18 protein-coding genes are annotated in these 25,740 nt (G+C 43.7%); 10 read left to right on the top strand and 8 right to left on the bottom strand.

The window, feature by feature from the left end; genetic code table 11:
- The first annotated feature begins 63 nt into the window (after positions 1-63).
- The 3 genes from malQ to glgX are packed head-to-tail and all read left to right on the top strand — an operon-like array spanning position 64 to position 6,578.
- Positions 64-2,259, top strand: coding sequence for a 4-alpha-glucanotransferase (gene malQ, locus GPLA_RS02525; RefSeq protein ID WP_007103241.1), 2,196 nt, complete (start codon positions 64-66; stop codon positions 2,257-2,259).
- Between the two features lie 50 nt (positions 2,260-2,309).
- Positions 2,310-4,499 carry a 1,4-alpha-glucan branching protein GlgB gene (gene glgB / locus GPLA_RS02520; RefSeq protein WP_007103239.1) on the top strand — a complete coding sequence of 730 codons (2,190 nt, stop codon included), beginning with the start codon at positions 2,310-2,312 and terminating at the stop codon, positions 4,497-4,499.
- A gap of 3 nt (positions 4,500-4,502) precedes the next feature.
- Positions 4,503-6,578, top strand: a complete 2,076-nt coding sequence (gene glgX, locus GPLA_RS02515) for a glycogen debranching protein GlgX (protein WP_007103238.1) — start codon at positions 4,503-4,505, stop codon at positions 6,576-6,578.
- Positions 6,579-7,030: 452 nt separating this feature from the next.
- Here the strand turns inward: glgX and GPLA_RS02510 are convergent, their stop codons facing one another.
- Positions 7,031-7,816: a DUF2989 domain-containing protein gene (locus GPLA_RS02510; protein WP_007103237.1), complete on the bottom strand. Its 786-nt coding sequence runs from the start codon at positions 7,814-7,816 to the stop codon at positions 7,031-7,033.
- 187 nt (positions 7,817-8,003) lie between these two features.
- On the opposite strand from GPLA_RS02510, the gene GPLA_RS02505 reads away from it, so the two are divergent.
- The 7 genes from GPLA_RS02505 to rluF all read left to right on the top strand — a co-directional run bounded on the left by GPLA_RS02505 (position 8,004) and on the right by rluF (position 17,117).
- Positions 8,004-9,455 carry a glyceraldehyde-3-phosphate dehydrogenase gene (locus GPLA_RS02505; RefSeq protein WP_007103236.1) on the top strand — a complete coding sequence of 484 codons (1,452 nt, stop codon included), beginning with the start codon at positions 8,004-8,006 and terminating at the stop codon, positions 9,453-9,455.
- Between the two features lie 252 nt (positions 9,456-9,707).
- Positions 9,708-10,835, top strand: coding sequence for a M14 family metallopeptidase (locus GPLA_RS02500; RefSeq protein WP_007103235.1), 1,128 nt, complete (start codon positions 9,708-9,710; stop codon positions 10,833-10,835).
- Between the two features lie 85 nt (positions 10,836-10,920).
- Positions 10,921-12,594, top strand: a complete 1,674-nt coding sequence (locus GPLA_RS02495) for an alanine/glycine:cation symporter family protein (protein WP_007103234.1) — start codon at positions 10,921-10,923, stop codon at positions 12,592-12,594.
- Positions 12,595-12,686: 92 nt separating this feature from the next.
- Positions 12,687-13,013 (top strand): zinc ribbon domain-containing protein, encoded by a 327-nt coding sequence (locus tag GPLA_RS02490; protein WP_007103233.1) that lies wholly within the window; start codon positions 12,687-12,689, stop codon positions 13,011-13,013.
- A complete protein-coding gene (locus GPLA_RS02485) occupies positions 13,013-13,294 on the top strand; it encodes a YeaC family protein (protein WP_007103232.1) in 282 nt (93 codons plus the stop codon). The genes GPLA_RS02490 and GPLA_RS02485 overlap by 1 nt, the downstream gene beginning before the upstream one ends.
- Positions 13,284-16,082 (top strand): DUF349 domain-containing protein, encoded by a 2,799-nt coding sequence (locus GPLA_RS02480; protein ID WP_007103231.1) that lies wholly within the window; start codon positions 13,284-13,286, stop codon positions 16,080-16,082. The genes GPLA_RS02485 and GPLA_RS02480 overlap by 11 nt, the downstream gene beginning before the upstream one ends.
- Positions 16,083-16,259: 177 nt before the next feature.
- Positions 16,260-17,117 carry a 23S rRNA pseudouridine(2604) synthase RluF gene (gene rluF, locus GPLA_RS02475; protein WP_264370808.1) on the top strand — a complete coding sequence of 286 codons (858 nt, stop codon included), beginning with the start codon at positions 16,260-16,262 and terminating at the stop codon, positions 17,115-17,117.
- A 171-nt stretch (positions 17,118-17,288) separates the two neighbouring features.
- Here rluF and GPLA_RS02470 read toward each other — a convergent pair whose 3' ends face one another.
- From GPLA_RS02470 to putP, 7 genes are all read right to left on the bottom strand, one after another.
- A complete protein-coding gene (locus tag GPLA_RS02470) occupies positions 17,289-19,016 on the bottom strand; it encodes an SLC13 family permease (RefSeq protein WP_007103228.1) in 1,728 nt (575 codons plus the stop codon).
- Positions 19,017-19,034: 18 nt separating this feature from the next.
- A complete protein-coding gene (gene cysN / locus GPLA_RS02465) occupies positions 19,035-20,444 on the bottom strand; it encodes a sulfate adenylyltransferase subunit CysN (RefSeq protein ID WP_007103227.1) in 1,410 nt (469 codons plus the stop codon).
- 2 nt (positions 20,445-20,446) lie between these two features.
- On the bottom strand, positions 20,447-21,235 hold the full coding sequence (gene cysQ, locus GPLA_RS02460) for a 3'(2'),5'-bisphosphate nucleotidase CysQ (RefSeq protein WP_007103226.1): 789 nt from the start codon (positions 21,233-21,235) through the stop codon (positions 20,447-20,449).
- Positions 21,235-21,831 carry an adenylyl-sulfate kinase gene (cysC, locus tag GPLA_RS02455; protein WP_007103225.1) on the bottom strand — a complete coding sequence of 199 codons (597 nt, stop codon included), beginning with the start codon at positions 21,829-21,831 and terminating at the stop codon, positions 21,235-21,237. Before cysC ends, cysQ begins: the two co-directional genes overlap by 1 nt.
- Positions 21,831-22,745 carry a sulfate adenylyltransferase subunit CysD gene (gene cysD, locus GPLA_RS02450; protein WP_007103224.1) on the bottom strand — a complete coding sequence of 305 codons (915 nt, stop codon included), beginning with the start codon at positions 22,743-22,745 and terminating at the stop codon, positions 21,831-21,833. Before cysD ends, cysC begins: the two co-directional genes overlap by 1 nt.
- 130 nt (positions 22,746-22,875) lie before the next feature.
- On the bottom strand, positions 22,876-24,096 hold the full coding sequence (locus tag GPLA_RS02445) for an EAL and HDOD domain-containing protein (protein WP_007103223.1): 1,221 nt from the start codon (positions 24,094-24,096) through the stop codon (positions 22,876-22,878).
- A gap of 20 nt (positions 24,097-24,116) precedes the next feature.
- The gene (gene putP / locus GPLA_RS02440) at positions 24,117-25,652 is read right to left on the bottom strand and encodes a sodium/proline symporter PutP (RefSeq protein ID WP_007103222.1); all 1,536 of its coding nucleotides are present in this window, start codon (positions 25,650-25,652) and stop codon (positions 24,117-24,119) included.
- Between the last annotated feature and the right edge of the window lie 88 nt (positions 25,653-25,740).

The following is a 25,740-nucleotide window of genomic DNA, read 5'->3' as shown; positions in this document are numbered from 1 at the left end:
TAAGACGTGTTTGCATAATAATAGCTAGCTAAAATAGTATCCATTTATAGGAATTTAACGTTAATGACTGCTTCATTGATTGACCAGCTCGTAGAGCATCGGGGTATTGAGTCACATTACACCGATGCTTGGGGTAAGCCCGCGACCATAGAATCTTCCGTCAAGAAAAAATTATTGAGTGTGATGGGCTATGAAGTGGACGAGCAAGCCGCCTTAGAGCAACAAGTAAAGCAGGGCATGATCAAAGATTGGTTAACGCCGCTGAATCCTGTACATGTGCAACGCGATAAAACACCGCTCTCAGTTTGCGTTAGACTGCCTATCGAATTGGTAACCGATGAATATATTGCGACACTAACGTTGGAATCGGGTGAGTTGATTGAGCATCGATTTGAGCCTATCGATGGTGAGCTGGTCAATGTAACGCATATTGATGAAATAGAATTTCACGAATACTTCATTACGATTGAATGTGAGTTGCCGCTGGGTTATCACAACCTCGCCTTGATGATAGATGGCGAATCGCTTGCCGAAATGCGGGTGATCGTTGCGCCTCAGGCATGTTATCAACCGAAAACCTTGACCGACGGTAATAAAGTTTGGGGCTTGAGTGTTCAGTTGTATTGTCTACGTAGCGATAATAACTGGGGGGTGGGGGATTTTAGCGATCTGGCATATTTAACTGCCAATGCGGCACAAAAAGGCGCCGATTTTATCGGGTTAAATCCTATTCATTCTCTTTACCCTGCTAACCCAAGCGCATGCAGTCCTTACGGACCTTCGTCGCGTCGGTGGCTGAACTTTATCTATATCGATGTCACCGCAACCGATGGGTATGAGCAAGACAGCGTGCAGGTCATCGTGAATGAAGCTGCTTTTCAAGCGACATTGAATCAGGCTCGTGAAACGGATTTAGTGGATTATCCCAGTGTGACCAAATTAAAACTCAGTGCGTTAAGTGCAGTGTTTGATTGGCAACGTACCCAGTATTTTTCTAAAAATACTTCAAAGAATCGTGCGTTTAAAGCGTTTATCACTCAAGGTGGCGAAAGCCTACAAACCATAGCTGTTTATGATGCCTTGCAAGAAGATCTTGCCGGTAAAGGCAAAGCGTCTTGGGGATGGCCGGTATTTCCGGATGAATATGCTGACTTTAACTCACCGGCTGTGGCTAAATTTGCTAAAGCAAACGCTAAGCGAGTGCAATTTTTCTTGTGGCTGCAATGGCAAGCCGCATTGCAATTTGAAAAAGCCAATAATGTCGCTCAAGAACACAATATGCAGATTGGTTTATATCGCGATTTAGCGGTCGGTGTGAGTGAAGGCAGTGCAGAGATTTGGGGTAATAAAGCCTTATACTGTACCCAAGCGAGCGTTGGTGCTCCGCCAGATATTTTAGGCCCTCTTGGTCAAACTTGGGGCTTACCCCCAATGGATCCACATAAGCTTTATGAGCAAGCCTACCAGCCGATTATCGACTTATTTAGCGCTAACATGCACGCCACAGGCGCGCTGCGTATAGATCATGTTATGGCCTTATTGCGTTTATGGTGGGTGCCTAAAGGTGATAGTGCCAAGCAGGGTGGGTATGTTTATTATCCAGTGGATGATTTACTGGCCATTCTGGCTTTGGAAAGTCACCGTAATCAGTCAATGGTTATCGGTGAGGATTTAGGCACGGTGCCAGAAGAAATCCGCGAAAAACTAGCCGAAAACGGTGTCTATTCGTATAGGGTATTCTTCTTTGAACAGGCGAAAGACGGCGGATTCTATTCACCCAGTCATTACCCCGTGCAGTCTATGTCGACACTGACAACACATGATATGCCCACCTTGAAAGGTTTTTGGCACTGTGACGACTTGCAATTAGGCAAGGAGTTGGGTCTGTATCCAACAGAAGAGATCCTTGCAAGCTTGTATCTGAGCAGACATGATAACAAACAAGCCATATTAGATACCCTGCATGGTCATCAATCCATTTCCGCTGATATTGGCAGGGAAGTGAATCATGTGGGTATGAGTAAAAATTTGAACTTTGGTATGCAAACTCATATGGCGGGTGGCTCAAGTTCACTGTTAAGTTTACAGTTAGAAGATTGGTTAGAAATGGATAAACCCGTTAATATTCCAGGAACGTTTAACGAATATCCGAACTGGCAGCGTAAGTTATCTAAGAGTTTGCAGCAGATTTTTGATAACCCTGAATTAACAACATTAGCCCAACGCTTGACTGAGGTACGACGTCAAGCCAAGCAATAAATAATCCTGGCGGTCTTTGATGTAGGCCGCCAATACAGCAAGGCGATGCAATGCAAATAGAAACACAGCTAAAAAACGCACAATGTACCTTTCCGTTTACTCATCTTGGTTTAACGCATACAAAAAATGCTTTTTCAATTACCGCTTGGATACCTAACGCAACAGCGGTTAAGGTCATCGACTTAGCCACAGAGAAAGCAATCGGGACGCTTAAAAAGCAAGCTGCAAGTGATTTGTTCAGTGCTGAGTTTACGAAAGGCAAGCTGCCGGCTGTGTATGCTTTTGAAGTGAAAAATCCCCAAGGTGCGTATCGCATAATCGACCCATATCAATTTCAAGACCAAGCGTTTCACGCGGTGCATTTTGTTGATCATTTACCGAAGAACGTTTATCAACAACTGGGTGCGCAGCTAATGGATTTAGACGTAGGATTAGCCAAGTCTATCAGCGCGACGCGTTTTGCCGTATTTGCTCCAAATGCCAGTGCCGTGTCTATCATTGGTGATTTTAATTATTGGGACGGCTCATGCTTACCCATGCAAAAAACCGATTTTGGTTATTGGGTCTTAGTTGTGCCAGGTGTCAACGCTGGCGATAAATATAAATACCAAATAAAAGATGCCGCTGGCAACGAGTTACCCCACAAGGCTGATCCAATTGGCTTTTACGCGGATCAATATCCTTCGCATGCTTCTGTGGTGTTTGATCATGAACAATACCAATGGCAAGACAGCAAATGGCAAGAGCAAGTTAAAGGTGATAAATACACCCAAGCCATGAGTATTTACGAGGTACATTTAGGCTCATGGAAGCGTCCGAGCGCTGAATCGGACGCCAGATATCTAAGTTACCGAGAGTTAGTCGATGAGTTGATCCCCTATGTCACTGATATGGGTTATACCCACATCGAACTATTGCCCATATCTGAATTCCCATTTGATGGCTCTTGGGGCTATCAACCGGTTGGTTTATTTGCCCCTACAAGCCGCTTTGGTAGCCCTGATGATTTCAAATATTTTGTTGATCAGTGCCATCAAAATGGCATTGGAGTGATCATTGATTGGGTGCCTGCACATTTCCCTGAAGATGGTCATGGCTTAGCTCGATTTGACGGTACGCACGTGTATGAATATGAAGACCCACGCAAAGGCTGGCATCCTGATTGGAACTCGTGTATTTACGATTTTGGCAAAGACACAGTGCGTCAATTTTTAGTTGCTAATGCTCTATTTTGGTTAGATAAATACCATATTGATGGCCTGCGTGTGGATGCAGTTGCATCCATGTTGTATTTAGATTACTCCAGAGAAGATGGCGACTGGATACCGAATGTTGATGGTGGTAACCACAATTATGAAGCTATCAGCTTGCTGCAGTGGATGAACAAAGAGGTTTATTCCCATTATCCAAATGCGATGACGATAGCTGAAGAGTCCACCTCTTTTGCCAAAGTGTCACGTCCGGTATTTGAGGGTGGACTTGGCTTTGGGTTTAAATGGAATATGGGCTGGATGCATGATTCATTACACTATATTTCTAAAGATCCTTCTTATCGTCGTTATCATCATGGTGAAATTACCTTTAGCATGGTGTACGCCTTTGATGAAAGCTTTGTGCTGCCGATTTCCCACGATGAAGTCGTGCATGGAAAAGGGTCCCTATTGCATAAAATGCCGGGCGATGAGTGGCAGCAGGCCGCGAACCTTCGATGTTACGCTGCCTTTATGTATGCTCACCCGGGCAAAAAACTAAACTTTATGGGTAATGAAATTGGTCAGGCTGCTGAATGGAACCACGACAGTTCCATCAATTGGCACTTGCTTGAGTTTGAAAAGCACAGTGGAATCCAAGCCCTATATCGAGATTTGAATAAATTATACGCTGACTATCCTGCATTACATGAGCTCGACCATGATCACACAGGTTTTGAATGGATTGACCACGAAAATGCTGAGCAAAGTACAGTGGCAATGTTACGCCAGTCAAAAGCCGGCAAGCAACAAATTTATGCTGTAAGCAACTTCACGCCAGTACCACGCAGCACGTTTCGACTGGGTGTTAAAGCGCTCGGCGAATATACCGTGTTGCTTAACACCGATGACAAGCAATATTGGGGAAGCGGCAATAGCCTCAATGCTAAAATGCTAGCGGATAAGACACCATGGCAGAATCAAACGTATTCTATTGAGCTTTCGCTACCTCCATTAGCGACGGTATTTATTTTGTATAAGGGTAAATAAACGATGACAGCGGTAACGTATCGGGTCCAATCAGGAAGCGCCACGTATTTAGGGGCGGTACTCGATGAGAGCGGGTGTAATTTTGCAGTTCATTGCCCGAATGCTGATTTGGTGCAGTTATGCTTATTTAGCGCTATCGACGAAACACAGATAGCGGTGATCAACATGCCAGCTAAAACAGGCAAAGTGTGGCACTGCTACGTAGACGGGATCCAAGCCGGTCAGTTGTATGGCTATCGCACATCTGGTGAAAGCCAAGGCTTAATGGGTTATCGCTTCATGCCAGAAAAACTGTTGATTGACCCATATGCGAAAGCGCTGAGCCGACCCATGCATTGGGACGCTAAGTTATACGCCGACGATAGTCAAAAGATGATAGCCAAAAGTGTGGTAGTGGCGAATACGGTAAGCAACGAACGCCCCGCTAAACCTAACACGCCTCTTGATCACACTGTCTTGTATGAAGCTCATGTTAAGGGTATGACTGCCCAACACCCGCAAGTACCTGCTGAATTACAGGGTACCTTTTTGGGTATGTGTCAGCCTGTCGTCATTGAGCATTTACAAAAACTGGGCATTAGTGCTGTGCAGTTGATGCCAGTGGCCGCATTCATGCCAGAGCCATATATTACTAATAAGGGGTTGACCAATTATTGGGGATACAACCCTATCAACTATTTTAGTCCTGAGCCAAGATATGCGATTAACGACGCCATCGGTGAATTTAAAACCATGGTTGATGGCTTCCACAAAGCAGGTATCGAAGTCATATTGGATGTGGTGTTTAACCATACTGCAGAAGGGGGCTTAGAGGGGCCAATTTTGTCGTTTAAAGGCTTAGATAATTCATCCTTTTACCTCTTTGAACGTAATGAATACGGCGCCATTGATTATCAGAAATTTGTTAATAATTCTGGTTGCGGTAACAGTGTTAACACCGCATTTCCCTATGTACTTAAGATGGTAATGGACGCCTTGCGCTATTGGGTTCAAGAAATGGGTGTGGATGGATTCCGCTTCGATTTAGCCGCGAGTCTTGGTCGTGATCCCTATGAATTTTCGGCCTTGTCGGGCTTTTTTAGAACCATACGTCAAGATCCGGTGCTCATCGGGTGCAAGCTTATTGCTGAACCTTGGGATATTGGCCATGGCGGTTATCGATTAGGGCAATTTCCATCCAATTGGCTGGAATGTAATGACAAGTATCGCGATACCGTTCGCGCATTTTGGCGTGGCGATAAAGGCACTACCAGTGATTTTGCTACGCGTTTGTTGGGATCCCGGGATGTGTTCCCTAAAGAAAGTCGTTCGATTCTAACCTCAGTGAATAACATCAGTTATCATGATGGCTTTACCTTACATGATTTGGTTAGCTATCAAGAACGCCATAATGAGGCTAACGGTGAACAAAACCGTGATGGGCATGGGCATAATTTGTCGGCTAATTACGGTGTTGAAGGGCCTACCGACGATGCTTCAATCACTGAAATTCGTGAACAACAAAAACGCAACTTGTTTACCACCTTGTTATTATCGCAAGGCATACCCCACGTTTTAGGTGGCGATGAGTTAAGTCGCACTCAGCAAGGGAACAACAATGCGTACTGCCAAGACAATCCCATTAGTTGGCTTGACTGGGAATTGGATAAACCTCAGCAGCAGTTTTTAGATTTCTGTCAATATGTGATTAGCATTCGTAAACAAAGTGTTTTGCTGCACCATTTGCAATTGCAAGATGATAAATTCGATATGGCGCATAATGTGGCCAAGATCTATTGGTATCGTCCTGATGGTGCACGTAAGTTAGAGGATGATTGGAACGATCCGAATAACCAGTGTTTCGCCTTTGAATTGCGCGGTGAAGAGTTCTCGACCGGTGAGACAACTGAGCATTGGTTAATGGTGTTCAATGCTAGCGATCATGACGTACAGTTTAACTGCCCGACCTATATCAAAGATCAGCGTTGGAAGTTAGTTCTTGATACCCGCTATAGCGAGCTGAGTGAGCAACCCGATGTGGTGGTGCAAAATAGCTATAAACAAGCCAGAAACAGTATTTGCTTGTTTAACGCTATTTAAATTTCCATATCATATACGGTATTTTGGGTAAGATGTCGGCGCGGGGTACATAGCAAACAGCGTCGATTCAATTACAGACACTGCATTGATCAATCCCCGCTTTTGTATGCCCTTTGCTTGGTCAGGTTAGCTCCATTTAAGGTATTTTCACAAACGCGCACCTAGGATCTAACGGTACTTGCCTATAAACGTCACGGCCGATTTGTCATGAGGTGATGAAGTGGGGGTGTGGTTAGGCATTTTTTTAACCGCGCTGTATAACCGGAAGCAACTGTTATTATAGCCATTTGCTGTGCTGACAAATCATAGAAAACTGCAAATCGTAACGATTTAACTGGGTAATGAGAAAATAATGTGCCTGCAATAAGAAATAAATGAAAATATTTCAATTATTTTCTGAAAGTTACTTTCAGTTAGTGCGTGTTTTTTGACCTGATTTTGACCTTTTTTTCTTATAGGGTAAAAACGCGGTCTTCTATATCGTCAATTAAACGTTGTGCTTTGTTCTCCAATTGCTCTATATCGGTTGAAGTGGGTAGGGCGAGTTTGATATCCCCGAGACTGATATTAGCAACCTTAAACTCCCTGGCGACATAAGCCCATACATAGGCGTCAGGGGAATTTTCTTGCTTTAAGTTGATGGTACTGAGGCTGATGAAAATTTCTGTGTCGATATCATCGTCCTTGGTATAGAGGGATAGCGCCTGATAGAGCGCTCGTTTTGCTTTTTCCAAATCAAACTTAACATAATACGATGCTAAACCTAATTGCAAGCTCGGAGTGTTGAGTTTGCCTTGTTTTTCCAGGACTAAAAAGTGTTCCAACGCATCTTTTCTGCCAAAACGTGACCAATGGTAGAGTAATAAATGAGGCTCTTTGGAGTGACGTGTTTTGCGCACTAAGCGGTTTAGCTCACGCTCGGCGTTAACCGCAGCCTGTCTGCGTTTTGTTTGTTTTTCAACCTGTACAATATGCTCGATTTGCGCGGCATTATTAATGCACACTTTGTACTTTTCGAAATCTTCTAGTAGGTAATAATCCAGTAGTTCACTGGGGGATTGTTGGTAGGTGTACCTATGCTTGATGATACGGCTCTTCTCGGCTAAACACCATCCGTCAGGGTTTAAGTCAGCACAAAACTCGGCATGCTCTTCACAAATTTTTGCAGCGGTCATGGGAAACAACACGTCACATCCAGTTATGGCAAAAATCGACAGTACAATGCCAGCTATACGCATAAATTCCCTTGTAGTTAAATTACCAATATATCGCCATTTTAGACGACTAATTGTTGAATTTAGTAAATTTTCAACAATTTGGCGCAATTAGTTCCTTTGATTAGAATAACGGCGAATTTTGCTTTAACCAAGCGATCTCGTCTCTTTTTATGAGCCAACCCACATTTTTTGAGAGTTTTTAAAGATCATGAATCAACAATCTGAACAAGCATTAATGAGCAGTTGGCAAGAACGTCAAGAATACGCTGAACGTATGTTGCCGCTATTGGGAAATTTGTATCGCAATAAAGCAGTTGAAATATCGATATACGGTCGCCCTATGTTAGGCGCCTCTACTATCGATATTATTAAAGCCCATCGTACGGTTCGTTTAAAAGAAGGCACGAAGCTGCGCTTACGTGAGAGTTGGCCAATACTTGAAGAGCTAAGCAAATTGCCGTTAGCACCGGCTCAGATTGATTTAGGTAAGCTAGCCTACGCGTTTCATTTTAAAGATGAGCACAAGGGCAAGGGGATCGAAGAATATCTACGCGAAGAATTGGCCGACATATTAGATGTTGATGATAATCACCCCGCCCAAGACGTTGTACTTTATGGCTTTGGCCGTATCGGCCGTTTGTTAGCGCGCTTGCTGATTGAACGTCAGGGGAAAACCAATAAATTACGCTTGCGCGCCATTGTCGTGCGTGGTGGTAAAGAAGGTGACTTAGAAAAACGCGCCAGTTTGTTACGTCGTGACTCAGTACATGGACCATTTAACGGCAGTATTACAGTAGACACTGAACGTAACGCAATTAAAGCCAACGGCTCATACATACAGGTTATTTATGCGAATTCACCGAATGAAGTGGATTACAGCCAATATGGTATCGAAAACGCTATCGTGGTGGACAACACTGGCATGTGGCGTGATGAAGCCGGTCTAGGACAGCATTTAAACGCTAAGGGCGTGAAAAAAGTACTGTTAACGGCACCGGGCAAAGGGGCGATTAAAAATATTGTTTATGGCGTCAATCAAAATGACATCAAACCCCAGGACACTATCTTATCAGCGGCGAGTTGTACCACTAATGCAATCACGCCAGTACTGAAAGCGTTAGATGAGCAATATGGTATCAATGGTGGTCATGTTGAAACCGTTCACTCGTTTACCAATGATCAGAATCTCATTGATAACTTCCACAAGGCTGATCGCCGAGGACGCAGTGCCGCCTTAAACATGGTGATCACAGAAACGGGTGCTGCCAGTGCTGTGGCCAAGGCGTATCCACAACTCGAAGGAAAATTAACCGGAAGCTCTATACGCGTACCGACACCAAACGTGTCCTTAGCGATATTGAATCTGCATTTAGCGCAAACAACCGATAAAGCACAAATTAACGCCTTCTTACGGGATATATCGCTATTTTCTACATTGCAACATCAAGTGGATTACACCAGTTCAAAAGAAATCGTGTCAACCGATTTGGTGGGCTCAAGAGCGGCTTCGGTCGTTGATTCTCAAGCGACGATTGTGGCGGGTGACCGAGCGACTTTGTATGTGTGGTATGACAATGAATTTGGATACAGTTGTCAGGTTCTGCGCGTTGTGCAAGATATGGCTGGTTTGCATTATCCTAGCTTACCAGCAGTGAAATAATTTAATAGAACCGAGTTTCTGAGTGGGCGTGTTACTTTCTTGTTTTAGTAGCGCGCCTTTTTCGTTTCTGGTCGCTGCAAAGTATTAAGGGCGGCAGTAGGTAAGGCGAGATGCAAAATTCAATAAGGTTCAAACGCTAATTTATGCGTTGCAGAATGTTGCAAATTTCCATTACAAAAAGCTGTGCATCTTTGGCTTTTTACTCCGACAATATGCTAAATTGTCGGCGGTTAAATTTGATGGACAGTAAATGTGAGAATTAGTAGCAATTTTGATAGTGGAAATATTCGCGTTATTCATGCAAACAGTGAAAGCGACATTCAGTTAGCTATCAATAAAGATAATCAATCAGACTTTTATCAGTGGTTTCACTTTAAATTAGATACCCGTCCGTGGATATCACATCGTCTTACCATCACTGATCTTGAAAAATCAGCTTACCCAGATGGTTGGAAAAATTACCAAGCGGTAGCCTCATACGACAGAGAAGAATGGTTCAGAGTTGAGACCCAATTTGATGGCGACAACCTTGTTATTGAGCACACGCCAGAGCAAGGACACATTTATTTTGCTTATTTTGCGCCGTATTCTTATGAGCGCCATTTAGATTTACTGGCGTGGGCGCAGACCAGCGACTTATGTGAACAAAGGTTCCTCGGCAATACCTTGGACGGTCGTGATATGACAATGCTGACCATTGGCGAGCCGGGTGACGACAAAAAGTCCGTTTGGATCACCGCACGTCAGCATCCTGGCGAAACGATGGCTGAATGGCTTGTTGAAGGGCTTTTAGAGCGATTACTGGACAAAGATGACGGACTTGCACGTTTATTATTAGATAAAGCTGTGTTTTATGTGGTACCAAACATGAATCCTGATGGATCTGCCCGGGGGCATTTACGTACTAATGCAAGCGGAGTTAACCTCAATCGTGAATGGGCCACGCCGAGCATGGAAAATAGCCCGGAAGTTTTTTTGGTCACCCAGCAAATGCAACAGACAGGGGTTGACCTGTTTTTAGACATGCATGGAGATGAAGCCCTGCCGTACAATTTTGTGGCCGGTAGTGAAGGCAACCCGAACTATGATGGACGTATCGCGAGCTTAGAGACGGCGTTCAAAAACGCATTGTTAACTGCCACTCCGGAATTTCAAGATACCTTCGGATATGAAAAAGATGCGCCTGGGAAAGCTAATATGACCGTAGCCACCAATGCTGTGGGCCATGAGTTTTCATGTTTAGCGTATACCTTAGAAATGCCTTTTAAAGATAATATAGAAATACCTGACACAGCTTATGGCTGGTCACCTATCCGTTGTAAGCAATTGGGTCAAGACGTACTTGTTGCCATACGCGCTGTGGTTGATGAGCTGCGTTAATAAGCTTATTTGGGACATTAACGCACCAACTTAGAATAATAAAATTATTAAAATAAAATAAATAAAATAAAGTAAGGGGAACAGTGTGGAAGGCTTTCATGATTTACTGAAGTTATTAGATAGTATGCTCGGGGGCGCGTGGTGGTTTCCATACGTGTTATTAGGAACAGGTTTATTTTTTACCATCTATCTTAAGTTTCCACAGGTACGCTTTTTTAAACATGCATGGCAAGTGGTCACTGGGAAGTTTGATAAAAAAGGCTCGCCAGGGGATACCACCCATTTTCGTGCGTTAACAACTGCGCTATCAGGCACAGTTGGTACAGGGAACATAGGTGGTGTGGCATTTGCCATCTTTTTAGGTGGACCCGCCGCGTTATTTTGGATGTGGGCCACAGCTTTTTTTGGCATGACGACCAAATTTGTTGAAGTAACGCTTTCACATAAATATCGCGTAAAAACAGCCGATGGCACTATGGCTGGCGGCCCTATGTATTACATGGACCGACGTTTAAACATGAAATGGTTGGCCGTGGCATTTGCCATCGCTACTGTTATCAGTTCATTTGGCACCGGAAACTTGCCCCAGAGTAACAACATAGCGGCCAGTATTGAGTCTACTTTCGGCTTCGATCCGTTAATGGTCGGCAGTGTGTTGGGAGTATTACTGGGCTTGGTTATTTTAGGTGGCATCACGCGTATCGCTGCTGTCACGTCGAAAATTGTTCCTTTGATGGCGTTGATTTACCTTATTGGTGCGTTAGCCGTTATTTTTGCAAACCTAGAAAATATTGGGCCTGCATTTGCCTCTGTGATTGGTGATGTTTTCACAGGTTCAGCAGCCACAGGTGGTTTTTTGGGCGCGACAATAGCCTATGCCTTCAACCGCGGCGTAAACCGAGGTTTATTCTCCAATGAGGCGGGTCAAGGTTCTGCTCCGATTGCCCACGCCGCCGCTAAAACGGATGAACCTGTGTCCGAAGGCATGGTGTCTATACTCGAGCCATTTATCGATACTATTATTATTTGTACCCTTACTGGTCTCGTTATTCTGTCGTCAGGTGTGTGGAAAGAGAAACATCAAAATGTGTTTGATCGCAGCGACATGATGATAGTTGCGGGTAGTTACACAGATACAGTCGACAGCGATCGTCAGCAGTTATACGCGTACATCAATGATCTCGATACCTCTGAAGTCATGCCTTTTAATGGTGAAATTCAAATTGTAAATGGTAAATCGATTAGCACAGGTTACACCTTGCTCAATGCCCGCTCGGTGGCTGAAGACGTCAAGTTCTCCTTTGGTGACGATGACGATTTGTTTACCGGTAAATTAAAGGTGGTTGATGGGGGCTTGATAAAAGAGAATATAGTGGTGTCAGGTAAGTCACTCATTCATTCTGCGAGCTTGACTGCGTTGGCATTTACCAAGGGGTTCTTCGGTGAGTCGGGTAAATACATAGTGTCGGTTGGCTTATTGCTGTTTGCATTTTCTACTGCTATTGCGTGGTCGTATTATGGGGACCGGGCCATGACCTATTTACTTGGGCCGCGTTCGGTGATGCCTTATCGCGTGGTATATGTATTTGCTTTTGTGTGGGCAGCAGTATCAGACACCACTCTCGTGTGGACACTTTCGGCGGTCGCCATCGTTGTGATGACTTTGCCTAACTTGCTAGGCATATTTTTGCTTCGCAAAGAAATGAAAGAATCTGTCAATAAATATTGGGAAGATTTCAATAAAGAACATAAATCGTAATGATCATCTAAGAAAATAAGCGCGGCACCGTCCGCGCTTTCGTGATCTAGTATCACGATAATTTGTTTAACCAAAATGTAGTGGAGTGAATAATGGCGTTAATTGATTGCCCATCGTGCAATAAAAAAATCTCTGATAAAACTGAGCAATGTAACCACTGTGGTTTCGCAATGGGCAATGCTAGCGAAGACGATATTGCCCGTAAACGCAATTTACAGAAATACCTGAAATCCCAAAGTATTCAAACTCAGTCCCTGATCGCGATGTTAATGTTTGTGGCGGGTTTCGGGTTTATGTATTGGGGAGGGGCAGTGCCTGGAGAGCTTCAGTACAATATTGCCGTTGGTGTCGCGATAATTGGTTTTGTTTGGTACATAGTCAATCGAGTGCGTTTAGTTTTTGTCAAGAAGTCTAATTAATGAACCCAGAAATGTTACTGAAGTCGATGACCCCAGAGGTCTATCAAAGATTATTGCAAACGGTAGAAACAGGTAAATGGTTAGATGGAAAACCATTAACGGACGGTCAAAGGGAATCTACAATGCAAGCCGTGATGCTATATCAAGCCAAAGTGCTTAAATCTGATCAACATATGACAGTAGGTGCTGATGGCGAGATAGTGCAAAAGAGTCGTCAGCAATTCAAGCAAGAGCTTAATGAAACAAACACCATAGCGCGGTTCACTCAAAATGATATTTAAAAACCTGTTTCGTCCTAAGCATCAAGATCCCAAACCCGCGGTCAGAATAACAGCGATAGGCAGTCTTTCTGCGGAAGTACCTGAACAAAAATCGATTCTACACGAATTGGCATTTAACGATGAAGACGTTAACGTGAGTTTAGCGGCACTGGCTAAATTAAATAGTTTTGTGCTGTGGTATAAAATGGCCGAAATCGCCAAAAATGATCGGATCGCTAAACGTGCTCAACAAGTAGTTGAAAGCACATTGTTCAGTGACGACGAAAGCACTATGGCAAGAGATGAAAAACTCGCCTTCGCTTATGAATGCAAAAATAATAAATTGCTTGAACGCTTACTGAAACAATCATGGGTGCAACATGAGCCAAAACTGGTGCTGAATATTCTAGCTACGCTCAATAAGCCACAGCTGGCTATGCCCATTTTACTGGCAAGTGATGATGAAGCACTGCAAAGCGCGTTATTGGTGTATGCCGATACTGAAAGCAGCTTACAAAAGGTAATCAAAAAAACGCGCTCAGAACAAATCAAAGCACAAGCGCAAGAAAAGCTTACTCGTATTCAGTTCAGTAAAGTCCAGCCCGTTGAAGTCGAAAAAGGCACCCGCTTGGTATTATCTCGGTTATTGGCACTGAAAGACCAGCGAGATTATGCGAAGCTCGTCGCTATTCGCGGTGAACTAAGCAAGGAATACGCGGCATTTGAAATACAGTTTGATTGCCTTAGCAGTGACAAGCGTGAGGCGTTCAACAGTAAATACGCCGAACTCGATAATAAGCTGACGATCTTAGATGCTGAACTTGCACCTATGTACCATGCACAGCAAAGAAAACAAGACGTGCTCAATAACGTGCAACATGCAATGGCAGATACCCAAGCAGTGTTAGTATGGTTATCTGACATGGTCTCTGGTGATATTTCAGCTGTGACGTTAGCGCAAACAGAACAAGCACAGACCGAAATTCAAAATCGTACTTCGCGCCTTGAAAGCTTGATGAGTGATGCTGAAAAAGCTGGGATGAAGCAAGCGGTTAAACAACTGCAAGACATGCACCATGCGCTGCTCACGCGTCAACATACCTATAACCATCTTCCTGCGTTTCAAGATGCCCTTAAGCAAGCGCGAGCGTTGTTAGCTGACTTTGCTGAACGAACGGTGCCGAATCAGGGGACAGAGGTTGAGAATGCTAAATCAGTGTTACAGCAAATAAAAGGCCAATGGCGCGAGCTAAGAGTATCCTATCAAGATAGCTGGCCTAAAGAGCTCGATAGCCAGTTTGCAAGTGCGCAGGGGGCATGGCAAAGCGCGATTAAATCACTCTCGGCAGGCGTGACACAAGATGTCAATCGCATACGCAGTAAAACCAAAGCCATCGAGTCACTGATCGAGCAGGGTAAATACAAAGCAGCAATGGGCTTATTTAGTAAAGTCAGTAAGTGGTTTGCGCTATTGCCCGAGCAAGAACAAGCTCGCAACGCTCGGATTTTTGAGCAAACGAGTTTGAAGGTTGAAGAACTTAAATCGCTACAGGCATATATTGCTTTACCACGTAAACCTGCATTGATCGAAGAGGCACAAGACTTAGTGGCCGCAAACGTATCTGTTTCATTGCGCGCAGAGCAGGTTAAAGAGTTACGCCGGCGTTGGAATAGTCTTGGAGTGCTAAGTACACCAGAAGACGATGGGCTCAACATGCAGTTTGACGTGTTGATTGAACAGGCATTTGCTCCATGCCGTGAGCACTTTGAAAAGCAGCAGCAGCAACGCGTGGATAATCTAGTGCACAAACAGGCCGTACTCCAGCAAATAGCGCAGTTGAGCGAGCAAGCATTAGCCCTGGATGTATTGGCAAAAACTGTCCAGCAAATTCAGCAAAAATGGCAGGCGATAGGGGATGTAGACTTTACCCTTAAAGCTGATTTGAATAACGAATATCGCCAGGCACTCATGCCTCTTAAAGTGCAAGTCGAAGCATACTTTAGCGACAATGCACTGCAAAAACAGGCGTTAATCAAGCAGGCACTCGCATTGTCTGCCGCTGAAGATATCTCTGGTGCAATTGAGCAAGCCAAAGTATTACAAGAAAGATGGAAGCAAGTAGGACCGGCCCAGCGCAAACTTGAGAATCCATTATGGAATCAATTTCGTGAAGCCAATGACAGCGTGTTTGCACAGCGTAAAGCGTTTAATTTACAGCAAAAACAAGCGGATGCAGAGCAGGGTGAAATTGCTAACGGGTTATTGAAACAGATACAGCAGTCGCTAAAAAACGCTAATACAATCGGTGAACTTGATGACGCTTTTGGCGTACAAAGCGAACTTGAGACGCTGTTAGAGGCATTACCAAAATCGCTAAGTATCAATTTTCGTCGCCGTTTAAATGCACTTTTTGATGAAAGACAAGCTAAGCTTGAGGTGTTAAAACGCCAAGTTAAGAAGGAAAGTTTCAACGAACTGTTTGCCATTTTAAAACGCTGGGAATCACCTGAAATTCCTCAAAATATTGATGTGTTGCCGGCTCAGTGGCAACAGTCATTTAAGGGCCAATGCGATGTTGATGTGCCTAGGCATAATTTAACTTTAATGCTTGAATTACTTAGCGATGTATCGTCTCCTGACTCAGATGTGGCGTTACGCAAAGAAATACAGTTACAGTTAATGGCTGATAAACTGCAACAAGGCGTTGAATACGATAAATATGTGTTGCTTAAACGGTGGATCCAGCACGGTCCTGTCGGACAGCAAGAACACGCGTTATTGCTTCGTGCCGAGCGCTGTTTTATATAGTTGTTATAGGGTTAAATTCGCGTGCAATAGCCCTGAGGGGAAGAAAGTCACCTAGGCTTAGCGAATATATATTTAATGTACAGGACTGCGCACCTGTGCGCTTTTTCTCACATTAAGTAGCGAAATAATTTGAATACATCTAATTCTGTAGCATCCAACATTCGTTTGAATAAATTTATTAGCGACTCAGGATTTTGCTCGCGCCGAGAGGCGGATAAACTGATCGAAAGTAAACGCGTTACCATCAATGGTGTGATACCTGAATTGGGCACAAAAGTGCAGCCCGGCGATGACGTTCGTGTCGATGGAAGCCAAATTCAAGCCAGCGCAGAGAATAAATCTGATCGCGTCTATTTGGCTTATCACAAACCTGTGGGGATTACATGCACCACAGAGCGCCATATTAAAGGCAATATCATTGATGCCATAGGTCACTCAGAGCGTATTTTCCCAATAGGGCGCTTAGACAAACCGTCTGAAGGACTGATATTTCTAACCAGTGACGGAGATATCGTCAATAAAATTTTGCGCGCCGAAAATGCGCACGACAAGGAGTATATTGTCACTGTCGATCGGCCATTGAATGAACGCTTTATACATGCTATGGGCGCAGGAGTGCCCATACTAGATACAGTGACTAAACCCTGCACAGTAACCATGCAGAGCAAGTTTGTATTTCGTATTATTTTGACCCAGGGCCTAAATCGACAAATTCGCAGAATGTGCGAGTATTTAGGCTACGGTGTAACTAAATTAAAACGCAGTCGCATTATGTCCATTCGCTTGGCTGGACTCAAAGTTGGTCAATGGCGCGATTTAACGGCTGATGAAATGAACGAGATTAACAGCGTCGTTGCAGACTCGAACAAGACCGCTTTAACCCCAGATGCGGGTTTGCTAAGTGATGATGCCTCGACTAAGCCATTACCGAAGGCTATCAGGCCAAGTGTGCGAGCAACCAATTCCAACCCTGCAAGAAAGACGCATACACAGCGTAAAAATGTTAACCCTAGGCGTCCGATTAAACCAAGTTGATGAAGCGGGAGTTCTGGATAATCAAGGCCGATTATGGCTTGTTGGCTGACTGGAAATACTTTACCGAACCTGAAAAAGACGAGTGTGTTATCACACTCGTCTTTTTATTTGTCGTGTTTAAATCCCGTTAGCAGCTGTTTAATAGAATAGGCCAGACATGAGCGGCAATGATTACAGCTGATAGGTATATTTAAGCAAGGCTAAAACGATAGTGGAATAGCAAATGGAAATCGGTAAACCGAATTTAATAAAATGTTTGAATTTATAGTTGCTCGCACTGAATACCAACAAGTTGGTTTGATAACCGTAGGGTGAGATAAAGCTAGCACTAGCAGCAAAGGCAACGGCTAAAGCGAATGGCATAAGGGGCACACCTAAACTTTCTACTAATCCATACGCAAACGGAAACATTAATGCTGCAGCGGCATTGTTTGTTACCACCTCAGTTAATAATAAGGTGGTTAAATAAACCATTACTAATGCCATAAATGGGCTTGAGTTGGCCATTAAGGGTTCAACTAAGTGGGTAAGGGAGTTAATCACCCCCGCGCCTTCTAAAGCGCTGGCTAGGCTTAGCGCGCCGACGATAACAATGATTAATTCAAGGGGGAGGTGACGTTTAATCTCGTTTGTGGATGTGACGCCTGTAGCAACTAATAGTGCCAAAAAGAACACCAAACCAGTGGCCAGTGAAATCATAGACGTGGCCGCTAACGCAATTGTGATGACAAACCCGCCTAATGTAACCCACTCTTGTTTATTGAGTAATTTTGTGGCGACTTTTTTCTCTGACAGGATAAAAAAGTTTTTGGTTAAATTTTGGCGTTTAACAAAATCTGGCCCTGTGGCGAGCAATAAAAAATCACCTGACTGAAGTTTAATCTCGCCTAGTTTACCGGACAGGGTTTCACCGTCTCGGCGTATTGCCACCACAGCGGCATCAAACAATGCGCGAAAACCGACACTCTTAAGTGTCTTGCCGATAATTTGCGCGCGGTTGGAAATGATCACCTCGGTGAGGTTTTCTCTTAACAAACCGTTTGATTCAGCAAACAAGGTAAGGCCTTTGATATGACTGAGATTATCAACTTTATGTATATCCCCGGAAAAAATCAGTTTGTCATTCTCTTGAATGACTAATTCGGGGTTCACCGGGCTGATGAGTTTACCATTTCTGACCACCTCAACTAAGAACAGCTCGGGCAAATTACGCAAATGGTTTTGTTCAACACTTTTGCCGACCAGTTCAGAATCTGCTTCTACTTTTGCTTCGATAAAATAGCTGTTGTACTGACGGTTCTTATTTTCAATCACAGGCAGCAAAGGGGTAAGGATAAACATCAACAAACCACAGCTTAATCCTGCGACTAGTCCATATAACGTGAAGTCCCAGAAATTAAACCCCGGGTGACCATGCTCACGCATAAAACTATCCACGATCAAGTTGGTAGAAGTACCAATAAGGGTAACCGTGCCGCCTAAAATAGCCGCGTAGGAAAGTGGGATAAGTAAACGTGAAGCAGGATGATATTGATTCTGCTTAGTGGGGCCGATTAAGCTGGCGACGACAGCAGTGTTGTTTAAAAAAGCTGATGAGAAGAACGTTAAGCCAAATAAGCGCCAGAAACTGTGTTTAAAACTGGCCACAATAAGTGTCCGGCCTAGGCGTTTTACTAATGAGGTTTTATCCACCGCTGTACTGACGATAAGCAGCAGTATCAGGGTGATTAAACCTTGGTTAGTAAAGTTGTTAACAACGTCGACAACACTTAATTGCTGGCAAAGAATAAGTGCCAGTAACGAGCCTGCAAAAATAGAAGAAGGGCGCTTATTCGTAAGAATAAGCGCCACTAATGTGGTGGCAAATATCGCTATTACCAGTAACTGGTTTATGTCCATATAATATTGACGTCGCGCCTATAGCTTAGTGATATCAGTGGCATTCCAATGTGGAAAATGCTTTCTAACTAAGGTATTGAATTCAAGTTCGAATTCTGAAAACTCAGCTTTCTGTCCAGACTCTTGAACGGCATCGATAACCATACCAGCACCTACGGTACCATTGGTTAATCGGTCAATTATGATGAACGCACCTGTTTCACGATTTTTAGTATAGGGATCACAAGCAACGGATTGCGTGAGCTTGATTTTACCGACCCCAATTTCATTCAAATTAAGGCGCACGGCATCTTTGTGTTCCATCGTGTTGACGTCAATCTGATACTCGATATCTGTCACGCTACCGGGCACAAATTTAGTGGCAAACTTAAAGCCATACTGTTTGTTAGGCATTAACGGGGTCTCGTCCATCCACACCAAATTCACTTGATAGGCGTTGCTTTGCAAAGGCAAATTATCTGACTTAACAATCATGTCACCACGAGAAATATCAATTTCATCTTCTAAGGTGATAGTGGTAGTTAGTGGCGTATGGGCGACGTCTTGTTCCCCCTCAAAACCAACAATAGAGCGAACCCTAGATTGCTTACCAGAAGGAAGGGCGGTAATTTTATCGCCTTTCTTTATTTGGCCTGAGACAACGGTACCGGCAAAACCGCGGAAATTAAGGTTGGGGCGATTGACGTACTGCACTGGGAATCGGAAGTCATCGATATTTGCATCATCGGCAATTTCGATATTTTCCAAGGTTTTCATTAGTGTTGTGCCTTCAAACCAAGGGGTGTTTTCGCTTTTATTGACGACGTTATCGCCGTCCAGCGCCGATATAGGCACAAATTGTATATCAGGAATATCAAGCTGCTCAGAAAATACCAAGTAGTCTTTTTTGATGCTTTCGTATACGTCTTCGCTGAACTCCATCAAATCCATTTTATTGATCGCCACTATGACATGCTTAATGCCAAGTAGAGAGACTAAAAACGAATGACGACGAGTTTGGGTTTTAACCCCCGCGCGCGCATCTACAAGAATGATGGCCAAATCACAGGTTGATGCACCTGTAACCATGTTGCGGGTGTATTGCTCATGGCCAGGAGTATCCGCAATGATGAATTTACGCTTATCTGTAGAGAAGTAACGATAGGCAACATCAATGGTGATACCTTGTTCGCGCTCAGAAGCTAAACCATCTACCAATAAGGCCAAGTCAACTTTATCACCTGTGGTACCAGATTTTTTGCTGTCTTTGGTGATAGCGGCTAATTGGTCTTCATAAATCATTTTTGAGTCGTGTAATAAACGACCAATCAGGGTGCTTTTCCCATCATCTACGCTACCGCAAGTTAAAAAACGCAGCATGTCTTTGTGTTCATGCTGTTCTAGGTAGGCAAGGATGTCGGATTGTAATAAGGCATTTTCGCTATTCATGATCAGCAACTCACAAGAAAATAAGGGTTTAAAACGGATTCTTTTTGATTATAACTAAGGGGCTTGGCGTCCTTGTTAAATACATCTGCAGCACTTTCGATGACAGTCACTTTGCCACCCGCGGCGCGCACCACAGCATCGGCTGCTCCAGTATCCCATTCAGATGTGGGGCCTAAGCGCGGGTACAAATGTGCAGCACCTTCGGCGACTAAGCATAGTTTTAACGAACTGCCCATGGCCACAAGCTCAGGACTTCCGCCAAGTTTAGTGAGCAAGGCTTGAATATCAGGGCTTTGGTGTGAACGACTACCCACTATGCGCCACTCTTCATCATCAGTCTTAACTTTTGGAGTGATTGCAACGCGACTATCGCCTTCAAGCTTGTATGCACCTTGGCCAACAACACCCACGTAGGTTTGTTTAAGTACGGGAGCGTATACAACACCAAATACCGGCTCGCCATTGTCGATAAGGGCGATGTTAACGGTAAATTCCCCGTTCTTTTTGATGAACTCTTTAGTGCCGTCTAGCGGGTCAACCAACCAATACTGGCTCCATGTTTGACGCTCAGACCAAGGAATGTTGGCGGATTCTTCTGATAAAATCGGTAACGAAGAAACCGCTCGCAATCCATCCACAATACAATGATGAGCAGCTAAATCAGCTTCGGTTAGCGGACTCGCATCTGACTTTTCGTAGATGGCAAAATCACGTTGATATATGGTCATTATAGCATCACCCGCTTGATGGGCGATGGCAGTGATACTGGCTATTAATTTGTCATCTAACATCAGTCAATCAATCCTTTTTGTTGCAATTGAGAGAACAGTTGCTCAGCAGATTCTTGGGCACTTTGACCGCTGAAATCTAGGGTGATTTCAGCTGTTTCAGGGGCTTCGTAGGGCGAACTTATCCCAGTGAAATCGCTTATTTCACCTGAACGGGCTTTCTGATAGAGACCTTTGGGATCGCGTTTTTCACACTCCTCTATTGGCGTGTTTACAAATACTTCTACAAACTCGTTGTCCTCTAATAGCGCCCGGCAATAATCACGTTCGCCTTTAAATGGCGAAATGAAAGCGGTAATGACGATTAAGCCTGAATCAACAAAGAGCTTAGCCAATTCGCTGATACGGCGGATGTTTTCAACTCGGTCTTTATCACTAAAGGTCAAATCACCATTTAAGCCGTGACGAACATTATCGCCGTCAAGCAAGTAGGTGTGTTTACCCTTGTCCGCCAGTTTTTTTTCTAATAAATTAGCGATAGTCGACTTGCCAGAGCCACTTAGCCCGGTGAGCCAAATAACGCAAGGTTTTTGCTTTTTCGCTTCGCCGCGCCGCGCCTTGTTCACTTCATGTTGATGCCAAACTATGTTGTCTTCCATTAAAAATAGCCTTCCATCTTCTTCTTCTCCATGGAGCCTGATGAATCGTTATCGATTACTCGGCCTTGGCGTTCGGACGTTTTGGTTAGCAACATTTCTTGGATGACTTCAGGCAAGGTATCGGCAGTAGATTCAACCGCACCAGTTAAAGGGTAACAGCCAAGCGTTCTAAAACGAACGGAACGCATTTCAGCCTTCTCGCCTTCTTTAAGTGGCATGCGTTCATCGTCTACCATGATCAATAGACCGTCGCGCTCCACCACTGGACGGGGCTTAGCCAAATACAAAGATGGGATCTCAATGTTTTCCATATAAATGTATTGCCAGATATCCAGTTCAGTCCAGTTTGACATAGGGAATACTCGTATACTTTCGCCTTTATTGATCTGCGAGTTGTAAATGTTCCATAACTCAGGACGTTGATTTTTTGGGTCCCAGCGATGGTTTTCATCACGGAACGAATAAACACGCTCTTTAGCGCGTGACTTTTCTTCATCGCGACGAGCACCGCCAAAGGCGGCATCAAATTTATATTTATTTAGCGCTTGCTTTAAACCTTCGGTTTTCATGATATCAGTGTGCTTAGCACTGCCATGAATGAAAGGGTTAATGTTCATATCAACACCGTCTTGGTTAATATGAACCAATAAATCTAATTCATGTTTTTTTGCCATCTTGTCACGAAACGCAATCATTTCCTGGAACTTCCAGGTGGTGTCAACATGCAGTAACGGGAAAGGTATTTTACCCGGAGCAAATGCTTTGCGTGCTAAATGCAGTAATACAGAGGAATCTTTACCCACAGAGTAAAGCATGACAGGGTTGTCAAACTCGGCAGCCACTTCACGAAAAATGTGAATACTTTCCGCTTCTAGCTGTTTCAGATGTGTAACGGTTGAAATCGAGGAAGTCATAGAGTTTCTCATGCTAAGTTAATGGATATACTAAAATATTATATGCATAGAACGATATCATGAAAAAGAGCGGTCATGATATATCTTTTAAAAATATATCATGACAAAGTGACACTAATTTGCTTTAGCTTTAATTTAACGCCTGTAAACGTTCCTTTGCCCATAATTGAGATTGCTGGAACATGGCGAAGGCATCATCGAAATTCACTTCAAGACGCTCGCATAAGCGATTGACGTCGCTCCATTGACCGCTTTCAAAAAACTCACTCAACATTAAGTATTGCGCTTGTTGGCCTTGGCGCAGAACAATACTGTCTTTGATCGCTTGTGAAATAGGCAGTTTTCCCATCAGTTCAGCAATGTCTGCATCCAGCATGGCATCGAGTAACGATAACAAGCCGACTAAAAATGCAGACGCACTGCCGTCTCGTTGACTGGAATATTCGGTGAGTAATTCACAGTACCTTGCTCTTGATAACGACATGACCGTGAGTTCTGCTGGTTTGCCTTCACTAAATTGTGCGGTAAACAACAGCGATACGAAACGCCTAAGCTCATTTTGCCCCAACACCACTATCGCTTGTTTGATGGTTTCGATTTGTTTAGTGCGCTTAAAAATAGGCGATTGAGCATAGCGCAGTAATTTAAACGAAAGACTTACGTCTGACTCAAATGCTTGGCTGATAAGTTTAATATTGGGTTCGTCTTTTGCCATTTCCCCCATTAGTTTTGCAATGGACATTTGCGAAGGGGTGAGGGCGGTATTTTTAATCAATTCTGGTTTGCTGAAAAAGTAACCTTGAAAGTAGCAGCAGCCATACTCTAATGCTTGTAAGTATTCCTGATGTGTTTCAATTTTTTCCGCCAGTAGTTTGATTTTTGGGAAAGGCTTAATAGCGTCAATTATTTGTAAAATTTGATGGTCAGTGGTTTCCTGAAAATCAATTTTGATAATATCGATATAAGGATAAAAATGCACCCAAACAGCCTGATGAATGTAATCATCCAACGCTATAATGTAGCCTTTTTTCTTTAATTCGATACAAGAAGTTAACAGCTTTTTACCCGGTTTGACGGTCTCTAAAATTTCTACCACAATCTGTTCTTTGGGCAGCATCAAAGGGTAACCGTCGAGTAAAGAGTTGTGGGTAAAATTGATAAAGGCCAAGGTATTGGGTAGCAAATTTTCTAAACCCAAATTAAACTGTAAGCCAGCCACCATTTTAGCGGTGGCTTCATCTTCATTTATATTTGGAAACGTATTTTCCAAACTATCCCGAAACAACAATTCGTAGGCAAATAGCGATTTATCTGCATGTAAAATTGGCTGTCTAGCGGCATAAAAATTCATTTACATTCCCTATTTAGACATCAAGAATTTTTTTCAACTCTATTAATTGAATCATTCAATGTGGTCTGTACTTTCTCAAACGTTTTTATTACTGAATTGTCTCGTTGTTCGGACAATAAGGTCAGTACTACAATCGTCAAGCTGGATAAAATAAAGCCCGGCACAATTTCATACAACCAAGCACTTAGGGTTTGACCATTGATCGTCACCGGCAAGTAAATCCACAATAACACGGTTGCCGCACCCACTAACATTCCACTTATGGCTGAGATGAGTGTCATGCGTTTCCAAAATAGACTAAATAGAATTAATGGGCCAAATGCCGCACCAAATCCAGCCCAGGCGTTACTGACTAAAGATAAAATGCTGCTGTCCCGATCGTAAGCTAAATAAATCGCCACAAGTGCCACTAATACAACCGATATCCGGCCGACAATAATCAGTTCGTGTTGACTGGCATCACGTCGAAAAAATGCTTGGTAGAAGTCACTGGTTAATGAGCTTGAGGTCACAAGAAGTTGAGAGGATATGGTGCTCATTATGGCCGCTAAAATAGCCGCTAATAAAAAGCCACCAATCAGGGGGTGAAAAAGTAACTGGGATAAGTAAATAAATATGGTCTCCGGATCGCTCATCTGCGAACCGTGTTGGGTAACATAGGCTAAACCCAGCAAACCTGTGGCTAAGGCGCCCGTGATCGCAACAACCATCCAGGAGATACCTATGGTTTGTGCAGTTTTGATGTCGTTCACACTGCGAATTGCCATAAAACGCACGATAATATGTGGCTGACCAAAATATCCACAGCCCCAAGAAAGCATAGAAATAATGGCGATTGTCGATACGGCTTGACCATTTGATGCATCCCTAAACATATTTAGGTATTGGCCATCTAGTGTGCCTAAGGACTGAGTGACGCCTTGCCAACCACCTAGGTCAATAAGCACCACGACAGGCACTAAAACTAAAGCAATGAACATGATGCAGCCCTGAACAAAGTCGGTAATGCTCACGGCCATAAACCCGCCAAAGAGGGTGTAAGCCACAACCACTCCCGCCGTTATATAGAGTCCTAACTCATAATTTAAACCGAAAGAGGTTTCGAATAATTTTCCGCCAGCGACAACGCCGGATGACGTGTAAAGGGTGAAAAATAATACAATTACGATTGAAGATACAATACGTAAGATATGGCTTTTGTCGTTAAAACGGTTCTCGAAGTAATCTGGGATAGTAATCGCATTATTTGCGACTTCCGTGTAAACCCGTAATCGCGGAGCCACTAATATATAGTTAAGATAAGCGCCTATGACTAACCCTATGGCTATCCATGCACTTGAAAGACCGGATAGATACATTGCACCTGGTAACCCCATGAGCATCCAACCGCTCATGTCGGATGCTCCAGCGGAAAGCGCAGTGACTTTTGGACTCAAATTACGGCCACCGAGCATATAACCCTCGACGTCTGTATTGGCCTGTTTAAATGAATATACGCCAATTCCTAACATGGCAAGAAAATACAATCCTAAGGATAAAAAAGTGGCTGCTTCCATCGTGTCCTTCATTTATTATGGGGAGTGAATAAGGTTAAAAAATACGCTGTAGCAAAATCGCGTCTCTTTTCCCCTCATGCTAACAAGC

It is taken from the genome of Paraglaciecola polaris LMG 21857 (genome assembly GCF_000315055.1).
GTDB lineage: Bacteria > Pseudomonadota > Gammaproteobacteria > Enterobacterales > Alteromonadaceae > Paraglaciecola > Paraglaciecola polaris.
The sequence above is the reverse complement of the archived record's forward strand: the minus strand, read 5'-3'. Positions and strand labels throughout refer to the sequence as shown.

Excerpts from the sequence above, each read along its gene's own strand:
- GPLA_RS02470 (WP_007103228.1), bottom strand. The coding sequence starts at position 19,016 with ATGGACATAAACCAGTTACTGGTAATAGCGATATTTGCCACCACATTA.
- putP (WP_007103222.1), bottom strand. The coding sequence starts at position 25,652 with ATGGAAGCAGCCACTTTTTTATCCTTAGGATTGTATTTTCTTGCCATG.
- GPLA_RS02490 (WP_007103233.1), top strand. The coding sequence starts at position 12,687 with ATGGCGTTAATTGATTGCCCATCGTGCAATAAAAAAATCTCTGATAAA.
- glgX (WP_007103238.1), top strand. The coding sequence starts at position 4,503 with ATGACAGCGGTAACGTATCGGGTCCAATCAGGAAGCGCCACGTATTTA.
- cysN (WP_007103227.1), bottom strand. The coding sequence starts at position 20,444 with ATGAATAGCGAAAATGCCTTATTACAATCCGACATCCTTGCCTACCTA.
- cysQ (WP_007103226.1), bottom strand. The coding sequence starts at position 21,235 with ATGTTAGATGACAAATTAATAGCCAGTATCACTGCCATCGCCCATCAA.
- GPLA_RS02480 (WP_007103231.1), top strand. The coding sequence starts at position 13,284 with ATGATATTTAAAAACCTGTTTCGTCCTAAGCATCAAGATCCCAAACCC.
- GPLA_RS02505 (WP_007103236.1), top strand. The coding sequence starts at position 8,004 with ATGAATCAACAATCTGAACAAGCATTAATGAGCAGTTGGCAAGAACGT.
- GPLA_RS02445 (WP_007103223.1), bottom strand. The coding sequence starts at position 24,096 with ATGAATTTTTATGCCGCTAGACAGCCAATTTTACATGCAGATAAATCG.
- cysD (WP_007103224.1), bottom strand. The coding sequence starts at position 22,745 with ATGACTTCCTCGATTTCAACCGTTACACATCTGAAACAGCTAGAAGCG.
- GPLA_RS02485 (WP_007103232.1), top strand. The coding sequence starts at position 13,013 with ATGAACCCAGAAATGTTACTGAAGTCGATGACCCCAGAGGTCTATCAA.
- GPLA_RS02510 (WP_007103237.1), bottom strand. The coding sequence starts at position 7,816 with ATGCGTATAGCTGGCATTGTACTGTCGATTTTTGCCATAACTGGATGT.
- malQ (WP_007103241.1), top strand. The coding sequence starts at position 64 with ATGACTGCTTCATTGATTGACCAGCTCGTAGAGCATCGGGGTATTGAG.
- glgB (WP_007103239.1), top strand. The coding sequence starts at position 2,310 with ATGCAAATAGAAACACAGCTAAAAAACGCACAATGTACCTTTCCGTTT.
- cysC (WP_007103225.1), bottom strand. The coding sequence starts at position 21,831 with ATGGAAGACAACATAGTTTGGCATCAACATGAAGTGAACAAGGCGCGG.